Source organism: Nonomuraea rhizosphaerae, from assembly GCF_019396405.1.
Classification (GTDB): Bacteria; Actinomycetota; Actinomycetes; order Streptosporangiales; family Streptosporangiaceae; genus Nonomuraea; species Nonomuraea rhizosphaerae.
The window spans coordinates 1-9,553 of the sequence record NZ_JAHKRL010000327.1; the positions used below are offsets into that span (position 1 = coordinate 1).

At 69.4% G+C, this 9,553-nt stretch carries 13 protein-coding genes; 4 read left to right on the forward strand and 9 right to left on the reverse strand.

The annotated features are described in order from the left end of the window. Positions 1–87: 87 nt before the first annotated feature. The 3 genes from KME77_RS16435 to ypfJ all read right to left on the reverse strand — a co-directional run bounded on the left by KME77_RS16435 (position 88) and on the right by ypfJ (position 1,616). Positions 88–354: a hypothetical protein gene (locus KME77_RS16435; protein WP_219468003.1), complete on the reverse strand. Its 267-nt coding sequence runs from the start codon at positions 352–354 to the stop codon at positions 88–90. Between the two features lie 68 nt (positions 355–422). Further along, a complete protein-coding gene (locus KME77_RS16440) occupies positions 423–719 on the reverse strand; it encodes a type II toxin-antitoxin system VapB family antitoxin (protein ID WP_219468008.1) in 297 nt (98 codons plus the stop codon). A gap of 48 nt (positions 720–767) precedes the next feature. Beyond that, positions 768–1,616 (reverse strand): KPN_02809 family neutral zinc metallopeptidase, encoded by an 849-nt coding sequence (gene ypfJ / locus KME77_RS16445; protein ID WP_219468010.1) that lies wholly within the window; start codon positions 1,614–1,616, stop codon positions 768–770. Positions 1,617–1,752: 136 nt separating this feature from the next. Between ypfJ and KME77_RS16450 the strand changes: the two genes are divergently transcribed. Continuing rightward, on the forward strand, positions 1,753–2,352 hold the full coding sequence (locus KME77_RS16450; protein ID WP_281424163.1) for a LysE family translocator: 600 nt from the start codon (positions 1,753–1,755) through the stop codon (positions 2,350–2,352). Positions 2,353–2,414: 62 nt separating this feature from the next. Here KME77_RS16450 and KME77_RS16455 read toward each other — a convergent pair whose 3' ends face one another. From KME77_RS16455 to KME77_RS16465, 3 genes are read right to left on the reverse strand one after another with little or no spacing between them, the layout of a single operon-like run. Next, the gene (locus tag KME77_RS16455) at positions 2,415–3,182 is read right to left on the reverse strand and encodes a MauE/DoxX family redox-associated membrane protein (protein ID WP_219468015.1); all 768 of its coding nucleotides are present in this window, start codon (positions 3,180–3,182) and stop codon (positions 2,415–2,417) included. Positions 3,183–3,202: 20 nt separating this feature from the next. Continuing rightward, the gene (locus KME77_RS16460; protein WP_219468018.1) at positions 3,203–3,802 is read right to left on the reverse strand and encodes a cell wall protein; all 600 of its coding nucleotides are present in this window, start codon (positions 3,800–3,802) and stop codon (positions 3,203–3,205) included. A gap of 10 nt (positions 3,803–3,812) precedes the next feature. Beyond that, positions 3,813–4,262, reverse strand: coding sequence for an RlpA-like double-psi beta-barrel domain-containing protein (locus KME77_RS16465; protein WP_219468022.1), 450 nt, complete (start codon positions 4,260–4,262; stop codon positions 3,813–3,815). A 425-nt stretch (positions 4,263–4,687) separates the two neighbouring features. On the opposite strand from KME77_RS16465, the gene KME77_RS16470 reads away from it, so the two are divergent. After that, the gene (locus KME77_RS16470) at positions 4,688–5,968 is read left to right on the forward strand and encodes a hypothetical protein (protein ID WP_219468025.1); all 1,281 of its coding nucleotides are present in this window, start codon (positions 4,688–4,690) and stop codon (positions 5,966–5,968) included. A 12-nt stretch (positions 5,969–5,980) separates the two neighbouring features. On the opposite strand, the gene KME77_RS16475 is transcribed toward KME77_RS16470, so the two are convergent. The 3 genes from KME77_RS16475 to KME77_RS16485 form a co-directional block, all read right to left on the reverse strand. Then, positions 5,981–6,817 carry a hypothetical protein gene (locus KME77_RS16475; protein WP_219468027.1) on the reverse strand — a complete coding sequence of 279 codons (837 nt, stop codon included), beginning with the start codon at positions 6,815–6,817 and terminating at the stop codon, positions 5,981–5,983. 72 nt (positions 6,818–6,889) lie between these two features. Continuing rightward, positions 6,890–7,777, reverse strand: coding sequence for a hypothetical protein (locus tag KME77_RS16480; RefSeq protein WP_219468031.1), 888 nt, complete (start codon positions 7,775–7,777; stop codon positions 6,890–6,892). Between the two features lie 108 nt (positions 7,778–7,885). Continuing rightward, positions 7,886–8,332 (reverse strand): ArsI/CadI family heavy metal resistance metalloenzyme, encoded by a 447-nt coding sequence (locus KME77_RS16485; protein ID WP_219468033.1) that lies wholly within the window; start codon positions 8,330–8,332, stop codon positions 7,886–7,888. 85 nt (positions 8,333–8,417) lie between these two features. On the opposite strand from KME77_RS16485, the gene KME77_RS16490 reads away from it, so the two are divergent. Both KME77_RS16490 and KME77_RS16495 read left to right on the forward strand, forming a co-directional pair. Then, complete coding sequence (locus KME77_RS16490) at positions 8,418–8,801, forward strand: ArsR/SmtB family transcription factor (protein WP_219468037.1); 384 nt, start codon at positions 8,418–8,420, stop codon at positions 8,799–8,801. A gap of 136 nt (positions 8,802–8,937) precedes the next feature. Continuing rightward, positions 8,938–9,540, forward strand: coding sequence for an AAA family ATPase (locus tag KME77_RS16495; protein WP_219468041.1), 603 nt, complete (start codon positions 8,938–8,940; stop codon positions 9,538–9,540). The last annotated feature ends 13 nt before the right edge of the window (positions 9,541–9,553 follow it).

Sequence of the window (9,553 nt, forward strand, 5' to 3'; positions counted from 1 at the left end):
CGGTCAGGGGCCTTTCTCGCGCTCGGACGGCTCAGCGCCGGCCTTGTCCCAGACGCCGCCGGCTTTGTCTCAGGCGCTGGTTCTGTCTCAGGCGCCGGCCTCGTCGAAAGTGATCACCATGTATCGGCCGTTGGCGTAGCTCACCACGCGTCGCCCGAGCATTTCACTCACCCGGCTGGTCACCGCCTGGAACAGCTCCACCGACTCGGCGTCGTCGGCGCTCACCCTGAACCGCCCGTTGGCGGTGAGCTGCTGGGCGACCAGATCGGCGAAGTTCGCCACTCCCCGGGCCTTCTCGTCCGCGCTGAGCGGCGTGCGCCGGTGTGCGGGCTGCGTGCTGAAAGGGTTGGTCATCACCGATCTCCTGGCGATCGTCATCGAATGGCCCCGGCGGAGCGGAAAACAGGATCGCAGCCCCGTTTTCAGTTGGGCAACTCCAGCACCCGCGCATGAAGGATGGAGCGCTGGTGCAGGGCCGCGCGGAGCGCGCGGTGCAGCCCGTCCTCCAGATACATCTCGCCCTGCCACTGCACCACGTGCGGAAAAAGATCACCGTAGAACGTGGAGTCGGCGGCGAGCAGAGAATGCAGGTCCAGCATGGCTTTCGTGGTGATCAACGAGTCGAGCCGGACCTGCCGCGGCGGGATCTGCGCCCACTCTCTATGGGTCAGACCATGGTCGGGATAAGGGCGTCCGTCGCCGACAAGCTTGAAGATCACCCCAACGATTTTAGAAGAGAATCCGATTACTCGTGTTCTCGGGTGCGTTTACCGAAGATCGGCCTGCGCGCATTTGGCGGGGTCACCGGTCTGGTAACCGCGGGTCAGCGCGGCGACGCGTTGCTTCGAGCTGCCATGGGTGAACGAGTCGGGATCGACCCTGCCCTGGGTGCGCTGCTGGATCCGGTCGTCGCCGACGGCCGCCGCGGCGTCGAGCGCCTCGGCGATCTCCGCGTCCGTGAACGGCTTCTCGTAGAAGCCGGTGTCGACCGCGTGCTTGGCCCACACGCCGGCGTAGCAGTCGGCCTGCAACTCCGTTCCGACCGAGTTGCCCTCCTTGAGCGCGCCGAGCAGGTTCTGGACGTGGTGCCCGTACTCGTGGGCGATCACGTACGCCTGCGCGAACGGCCCGCCCTTGGCCCCGAACTGGCTCTGCAACTGGTCGAAGAAGCTCAGGTCCAGGTAGACGCGCTGGTCGCCGGGGCAGTAGAAGGGGCCGACCGCCGAGTCGGCCGCGCCGCAGGCGGTGCGCACGCTGCCGGAGTACAGGACGGTCTTGGCCACGCGATAGTCGCTGGCCTCCGACTTCCAGTAGTCCTGGATGCTGTTCACCACGCCGACGACCCGGCACTTCTCCGTCTGGTCGGCGTCCTTGCCGGTCCGGCACTGCTGTGACAGGTCCGAGGGGGAGCGTTGCACGGCGGGCTGCTGCTCGCCGCCACCGCCGCCCAGGTTGTTCACGACGAAGACGATGACCAGGACGATCAGGGTGACGATCCCGCCGCCGCCGACGACCATGCCGCCGGGGAAACCGCCGCCGCCGCCGCCTCCGCCGCCACTTCCGCCGACGTCCTCCACCTGTGAGGAGTCGAGGTTGACGTCATCCCTGAAGTCCATCGTTGAGGTCCCTTCTCGGGTGCTGCCGTCTGACAGCTTCCCGAAAGGCGGCCCACGATGCCACCGCCGGACGATCTCTCGATAATCTGTTGCTATGACGGGTGGTTTGTTGGGGATTGCACTGGTTTCGCTGGGGATGGTGCTCACGCCGGGGCCGAACATGATCTATCTGGTGTCCCGTTCCATCACCCAGGGCCGCCGTGCCGGGCTGACCTCGCTGGTGGGGGTGGCGCTCGGCTTCACGGTGTACCTGACCGCCACCTGCCTGGGGCTCACGGCGATCTTCGCGTACGTGCCCGCCGCCTACACCGCGCTCAAGATCGCCGGAGCCGCGTACCTGCTCTGGCTGGCCTGGAACGCCGTCAAGCCCGGCGGCACCTCGGCCTTCGAGCCGCGCGAGCTGGCCGTCGAGCCGCCGCGCAAGCTGTTCGCGATGGGACTGTTTACCTGCCTGCTGAACCCGAAGATCGCGATCCTCTACCTGTCGCTGCTGCCGCAGTTCATCGACCCGTCCATGGGGCACGTGCTGCTGCAGAGCCTCGCGCTCGGCTCGGTGCAGATCGCCATCGGGACGCTGGTCAACGGGCTGATCGCGGTGTCGGCCGGCACGCTGGCGGCCTTCCTGGCCCGCCGCCCGCTGTGGCTGCGGGTCCAGCGCTACCTGATGGGGACCGTGCTGGCCGGCATCGCCGTCCACCTCATCTCCGACCGCTCCAAGGCCCTCGCACCCGCCTGAACCGGGGCATGACGGGCCCGGCCGGACCCCCTGAACCCTGAGGGAGCCCGGCCGAGGTTCTGTCAGGCGAGGGCGGGCTCCTCCACCAGGACGACCCGGACGTCCGACGGCTCCGTGGCCCCGAGCGGTACGGCGAACACCGCCGTCCGTTCGTGGGCCGCGTACACCACGTACCGCAGGCCGTCCTCGTCCCACGTGTCCTGCACGTCCGACGTCAGCCGCGCCGACGCCGAGCAGTACGCGGGGCTGAGGTAGAGCAGCCGCAGCGACGCCTCCAAGGGGATCTCCCCTGGTGAGGGCACGGCCAGCGGCTGCCGCACCCGTACGAGGAACTGGCGCAGCGGCCGCAGCCAGTGGCGGTCCAGCTCGGCGGACAGCCCCAGCAGGACCACGACCTCCACCAGCGCGACCGCCACCGCCGGCGGCTCCTGGCCGGACCGGAGCGAGGCGACGCTCGCGGCCAGCAGCAGCCCGGCGCGGGCGAAGGAGCGCCAGTCGACTGGATGGGAGTGCGCGCCCAGGCAGCCGCACGAGGAGGCGGGCGCACTCACGTACGAATAGGTGAGATAGGCGACGAACCCGGTGAACAGCACAGCCGCTGCCACGCTCCCCACGGGCCGGACGGCCGGCGGCAGGATCGCGGCCGCGACCGCGAGCTCCACCAGGCCGACCAGCCGGAGCAGCGGGACCGCGCGCGCCTGGCCGGTCAGCCGGGCCAGCGCGGTACGCCCGGCCTGCGCGCGCATCCGCCGGGAGAGCAGTTTCATCAGGCCCGCCCACACGAGGAACAGGGCGATCACGTACGGCTGTGACGCGGCGATCCCTTGCATCTGCTGCTCCTGGTGCGTCGCTAGTGCGGGGAGAAGACGGTGGCGATGTCGACCTCGTTCGTGTCCGGCCGCCAGGCGCCCAGGATCTGCACGTGCTGGCTCACCCGCAGCATCGACAGGTCCCCTGAGGCCGGGGCGTCGGAGTGGACGGCGACCGACTTGCCCGCCACCACGTGGCAGAGGACCTCCTGACCGTTGTGGTCCAGGTGGATCTTGTCGCTGGTGATGTTCTTGATGTGGCCCTTGATGTTGACGATGTTGAGCCACACCGACTCGGCGGCGAGCACGCCGTCGGGCATCCGCACGCCCCGGGCGTACAGGCCGTCACCGGGCTTGGCCTGGTCGAACCCGACCGGCCCGAGCTTCCACAGGCTGGTGCCGTCCACGACCCTGATGTTGTGGAAGACCAGGTTCGAGCCCAGGACGAGCAGCGTGTTGTCCTTGATGGAGCGGATCCGGCCCTCGGCGAAGTTGGGGTCGGGGGCGCCCGGGTCGACCTCCTGCGCCCTGTCCGTGGCGAAGGCCGCCTCGGGGCCGAGCGAGCCCATCGCGGTCGCCGCGACGACGGTGGCGCCGCCGCCGAGCAGGGCGGACTTGAGCATCTGCCTTCTGCTGGTCATCGTCGCCTCCTCAGGCTGTGTCGATCTCGGCCGGTCGCAGCCCGGTGGACAGGCTGGCGATCGCGCTGTAGGCGGCGGGGGTGAGGTCGATCAGCCGGTTGCTGGCGCAGGTGGAGCCGCAGCAGCTCTGCTCGCCGCAGAACAGGTCCGTCTGCGGGCCGCAGTCGGCGATCGAGGTGACGACACTCGCGCCGCTGCACAGGGCGGTGGTCCTGTGCCGGAACCCGCACGTCCTGCGGGACAGGCTCACCCCGCAGCGGTCGGGACGGGTGATGTCCCAGCAGGCGTTGGAGGTGTTGGGCCAGGCGTGCTGGAGACTGCCCGAGTTACAGGTGCCACAGGCTCCCTTGCCGGTGGTGCTGCACGGTCCCCAGGCTGTGCCGCAGCAGAACCAGGAGACCTCTCCTCGGACGGCGGCGTACAGGTCGGCGGGGGGTTCGGTGGGCTGGCGACGCACCATGCGCGTCCTCCTTGGGGGTTGGTGGTGTGGGGGGTCCCCGTTGGTGGCAGCGGTACTGAAGCTTTCCGACTCCGTCTATGCATAACATGTAAGAATTTTTCGTCAATGCCCAATTTGACGAACGCTGTCAGAACGGCGTGCAGCCCCTGTACGACCTGTCTGCTCGTGCGTCCCCTGAGTCCCGGGGCCGCTGGGCGGTGGCGTCGGCGCGGCAGGCGTCCGGGCCGCTTGTTCGCGCACTGCGGGCTGCGTAGCATTCGCTCGTGATCGCGGATTTAGCGTTCCTCGGCGTGATATTCGCTGTTCCCCTGGCCCTGGCGGGCAGCTCGGTGGGTTTCGCGTCGGCGTCCGCGCGGCGTGCTCATCGGAGATCACGGCTGTTGCTGCTCTGTGGGGCGGCTCTGGCGGTCGTCGGCTTTTCGGTGATGGCACTCATCGCTTGGTCCACGCACGAAGACCAGCACTATGACGACTCCGGCTCGGCGCTGATGTTGATGACGGCCATCATCGCGGCATCGCTGTTTCTCGCCGGTTCGGGGTCGTTCGTCGCGGGGCTGCTCGAGCTGCTGCGGAAGGGCACCGCGCGGCTGTCGCCGACGATCCGGCTGGCCGCCCGTGACGTGGCCCGTAACGGCGGACGTACGGCTCCGCCGATCGCGGTCACTATGGTGACGACGGCTCTCGCGGTGACACTGCTGGTCCTGGCCGCCGCCAGGACGGCACAGGACAGGGCCGGGTACTCCCCGCAGGCTCGCCCGGGCGCTTTGGTGGCGGACGTCTGGTTGGAGGACGTGGCCGGGACACGGGCCGCCATTCAGCGGGAGTTGCCCGGGGTGCCCATCGCCGAGCGATACTCCACGACCCACAAGGGGCACTTCAGCCTGGACGTCGAGGAGGTCGACCTACCGGACGTGGAGAGCGTTGCTCCGCCTGGGTTCATCGGGGATCAGGCGGCCCTGCGCTATCTCACCGGAAATCCGGCCACGCCTTTTGACGAGGGCACGGCCGTGGTGATCACGCCCCAGGACATACAAGCCGACACGGTGACGCTCTCCTACTCCTTGTCCTTCGACGACGACATGAAGGACCTGTCCGCCAAATCCATCCCCGCGATCGCCGTCAGATCCGCCGACCCGCACATCAACGAAGTCTTCATCCCGGTGAAGGTCATCCAGGACCTGAACCTTCGCCCGGAGCCGGACAAGCTGATCGTCGACCCCTCCGTCCATCGAACGACGCGGGCCGAGCAGCATCGCATCAACCAGCGCCTGGACGACGGAGAGACCACCTACGTCGAGCGAGGGTTCCAGGAGCCGGCCGGGTGGATGGCTGTGGTCGCGGCGATGATCGTCATGGCGCTCGGCGGCGCGCTGGTCGCGGGCGGCCGGGCGGGCGCCGGTAGCCGGTCGAGACAGGTGCTGCTGCGGCGCGCCGGTAAGGACTCGGCGCTGACCCTGCGGATGTTCGCCGCGAGTCGCGCGGGCGTGAGCATGTTCTGCGGAACTGCGTTCGGAGCGGCGGCCGGCTGTGTCATGGGGTGGCTCCTGGCGTGGCCGTTCACCGCCTCGTCCGGCTGGGACGAGATGCCGCGCGTGTCCTTCGAGACCCCGTGGTGGGCGGTCGCCGCTCTGGTCGCCGGGCTGCCGGTGCTGGCCGGGATCATCGCGGCGGTGCCCAAGCCGCCGCCGGTGTCCGTGAAGTCCTGAGAGCGGGACCGCTCATATCCAGAGGTACAGGCCGTGACCGGCGCTCACGATCGGGGCCAGCCAGCCGAAGAACTCCTCCACCCATGGGTCACGCGGAGGTTCCTCGGCGGGTGGTGACGGGCGCGGGTGCCGCTTGAAGGCGCCCGGCACCGTGCGGCTGAACTCGCGCGCGGCCCGCTCAAGCAGCGCCCTGTGCCGGGCCACCGCCTCGCGGCGCTCCCGCTGGCCGGGCGTCGCCCTGTCGTCACCGGCGGCGCGCGGCGGCGGCCCGGGGGCGGGCACAGCGGGCGGGGGCGGCAGGGTGAGCACGCGGTGACGGGCCTCGGCGAAGGCGGGCCCGCGGGTCCAGGCGTTCGTGCGGTTCTCGGTGGTCCGGGCCGTCGCCAGGAGATCGGCCTGGGTCTCGGCGAGCAGGCGGCTCGTGTCCCACGTACGCAGCCGGTCGCGGTAGTGGCGGAACTCGCCGGCGGTCGTCTCGGCGTACCAGTGCCGCCATCTGGCCGACCACTCCGCCAGCTCGTCAGGCAGAAGCGTCGCCCAGGCCGCCTGCCGCCACTCGGGCGGAAAGAGGGGGTTGGCGCCGATGACGTGGACCCGGTGGGGGTTGTCCAGATCGAGGACCAGCAGTGAACGCAGGCGCTCGTCGATGCCCCGCCACCGCGCGAGGGCTGTGTCGTGATCGGCTTCCTCCGGCGGACCGGCCTCTTCTGTGAGGTCAGGCTTGTCAGGCGCGGACGTGTGGCCGAGTGCGTGGGCCAGGCGGGTGTGGGCGCGGGTCAGGCGTACCAGCTCGCCGAGCTCCCTCCGCGCCACGTCGCGTACGGCGGCGGGCGCCCAGTCCGTACCCACGGCCCGTGATCGTAGCGCGGGCGAGGCGGACGGCGGGCCGGAGCGCTTCGCCGGACCCGCACGAACGCCCTTTCAGAAGCGGTTGTCCTCGGCGGCGAGTTTCCACTTGGCGGCCTGGACGGTGAAGGTGTCCAGGACGCGCATGCCGGCGTTGGCGCGCCGCCAGCGGTAGCCGCTCCGGCGGACGATCAAGCCGTGGTGGTACTTGTTCTCCCGGTAGCTCAGGAGGTCGAGGTGGTCGGCCCGGTCCCACACCAGCACCTGGGGGATCTCGTCGAGCGGGACCTGGATGGCGGTCCCGGTGGACCTGCCGGCGGCCAGGTCCCAGAACCGGATGTGGGCGGGACTGTCGCGCGTGTCGATGTAGGCGACGACGGCCCCGCCCATGCGCAGCGCACCGGCCTGCGTGCCGCGATGCACCACGGTCCAGGTCCGCGTGGAGTAGACCTCGATGTTGCCGGGGCCACGGACGACCAGCACGTACGCGTTGTCGGGACTGAAGGACAGCTTCCCGTACCGTCCGGAAGGGATCGTATGGGTCTGCCCGGAAACGGAGTCCACGATCTGGTACGAGGGGTTCTGGCGCGTCGGATCACATTCGACCAGGAAGCGGCCTGCGGGGGAGAGCAGGCAGAAGGCGCCCCCGCTCAAGAACTTCCCAGGTACGGCACGGACCTTGCCGGTGGTGAGGTCACGGACGACCCAGGCGCCGTCGGGCTTGCGGTAGTAGCCCACCTGGCTGCCGTGCGGCGTCAGGACGGGCCAGCGGGGAGGGTTGGTGAGCAGCACGTCCGCCAGGGTGACGACCCGGCCGTCCCGCAGCCGTAGCCGCCAGGGGACGGCCACCTTCTCGTCAGGGTGCGTGCCCCTCGGGGAACTGTCCATGACGTAGCGGGCGAAGACCTTTCGCGCGCCGGCCGTGTCCGCCACGCCCGGCGCCGGCTGCACCTGTGTGATCATCAGAACCGCCACCGTGATCGTTCTGATGATCCATCGTGAACCCGGCGCCATCACGCCCCCTCAGGCCGACCGACGGTAAGCCCGAATTATCACCCTGAGCCGGTACGGTCAGCAGCAGATCTTCGAGGTTTCGGCTGACTTGTCCGGTGAGGCACAGCAGGCCGAGTCGGCCTCCTTGGCCAGGGTGTCGGCGTCGCCCTTGACCACGTACACCTCCCAGGGCTCGTCGCCGGGGCCGTGCACCCACACCTTGTCCTGGAGCGCGTAGCAGCAGGAGGTGTCGTTCTCCTCGAAGGTGGCCAGCCCGGCGTCCTTGAGCCGCTGGGTGGCGGCGCTGACCTGGGCGGTGTCCTCGACCTCGACGCCGAGGTGGTCCATGCGGGTCGGCTCGCCGTCCTCGCCCTCGATGAGCACGAGCTTGAGCGGGGGCTCGGCGATGGCGAAGTTGGCGTAACCGGGGCGCAGCTTGGCCGGTTCGGCGCCGAACAGCTTGGAGTAGAAGGTGATCGAGCCTTCCAGGTCGGCGACGCGGAGGGCGAGCTGGACACGGGACATGACGATCTCCCAACAGGTTGTTTCGATGGACGTCTAAGCAGCTCCGAGTTTGCGCTTCTGCTTAGGAATCTGTCAAATTAGAGATATGTCGAAGCAGGAGTTGCCGGTGTTCGCGTCCGGGTGCTGCGCGCCGCTGGTCGCCGAGCCGATCGCCGAGGACGAGGCCGCCGAGGTGGCGCGCGTGTTCAAGGCGCTGGGCGACCCGATCCGGTTGCGCCTGCTGTCGCTGATCGGCGCCCACGAGAGCGGGCGCGCCGCCGGTGAGGGGGTGTGCGTGTGCGAGCTGACCGGCGCCTTCACGGTCACCGCGCCGACGATCTCGCACCACCTGAAGGTGCTGCGGGAGGCCGGTCTGCTCGATCACGAGCGGCGCGGCACCTGGGTGTACTACTGGATCGTCCCGGCCACCCTCAAGCGCCTGACCGGCGTGCTGGCCCTGCCCGAGGCGCTGGCGGCGGACACGCGGTGAGGCGAGCGTCAACGCGAACCCGGCCGAGTGCCGGGCCGGATCGCCGTGGCGTCGGGATGACGCCCTGCCGGATCTCGGCGACAGCGCCACCGGGCCGGGTGATCATGTCTACGCTGACGGCGTGACATTGGTGTGGGTGACAGGCGTATCGGGGGCCGGCAAGTCCACGGTCTGCGGGGAGTTACGAGCGCGCGGCCACGTCGCCCTCGACGCCGACAATGACGGCTTCAGCCGCTGGGTCGGCCGGACCGAGGGCGAGATCGTGGTGGATCCTCCGGATCCGGTTCCCGAGGGCTGGCTCGACCGGTACGGGTGGGCGATCGTCCGCGAACGTGTGGAGGCTCTTGCCGAGAAGTCTCGTTCCCGGATCGCGTTCCTGTGCGGGTCGGTGGAGAACGAGGAGGACGTCCGCGACCTTTTCGACCTCGTCGTGTGCCTGGTGATCGACGAGGACACCCTCCGCCACCGGCTCGCGACCCGCACGACGAACACCTTCGGCCGTCATCCCGAAGAGCTCGCGGCGGCCCTGAAGTGGAACCCTCGGATGCGAGCGATCTACGAGAGCCGCGGCGCGATGGTCATCGACGCGTCCGCGCCGGTCAACGAGGTGGTGGACACCGTGATCGCCGCGGCGCGGGAGCTGACAGGATCTCCTGAGACCGGAAAGCCAGAAGGGGTGTGCCGTGATCACGGCACACCCCTTCTGGACTGGCGGAGGATAGGAGATTTGAACTCCTGAAGGGTTGCCCCTT

What these genes read in the sequence shown, in the direction of transcription:
- KME77_RS16485 (WP_219468033.1), bottom strand. Translation starts at nt 8,332, where the DNA reads ATGTCCCGTGTCCAGCTCGCCCTCCGCGTCGCCGACCTGGAAGGCTCG.
- KME77_RS16450 (WP_281424163.1), top strand. Translation starts at nt 1,753, where the DNA reads ATGGTGCTCACGCCGGGGCCGAACATGATCTATCTGGTGTCCCGTTCC.
- KME77_RS16435 (WP_219468003.1), bottom strand. Translation starts at nt 354, where the DNA reads ATGACCAACCCTTTCAGCACGCAGCCCGCACACCGGCGCACGCCGCTC.
- ypfJ (WP_219468010.1), bottom strand. Translation starts at nt 1,616, where the DNA reads ATGGACTTCAGGGATGACGTCAACCTCGACTCCTCACAGGTGGAGGAC.
- KME77_RS16455 (WP_219468015.1), bottom strand. Translation starts at nt 3,182, where the DNA reads ATGCAAGGGATCGCCGCGTCACAGCCGTACGTGATCGCCCTGTTCCTC.
- KME77_RS16465 (WP_219468022.1), bottom strand. Translation starts at nt 4,262, where the DNA reads ATGGTGCGTCGCCAGCCCACCGAACCCCCCGCCGACCTGTACGCCGCC.
- KME77_RS16480 (WP_219468031.1), bottom strand. Translation starts at nt 7,777, where the DNA reads ATGATCACACAGGTGCAGCCGGCGCCGGGCGTGGCGGACACGGCCGGC.
- KME77_RS16490 (WP_219468037.1), top strand. Translation starts at nt 8,418, where the DNA reads ATGTCGAAGCAGGAGTTGCCGGTGTTCGCGTCCGGGTGCTGCGCGCCG.
- KME77_RS16470 (WP_219468025.1), top strand. Translation starts at nt 4,688, where the DNA reads ATGGCACTCATCGCTTGGTCCACGCACGAAGACCAGCACTATGACGAC.
- KME77_RS16460 (WP_219468018.1), bottom strand. Translation starts at nt 3,802, where the DNA reads ATGACCAGCAGAAGGCAGATGCTCAAGTCCGCCCTGCTCGGCGGCGGC.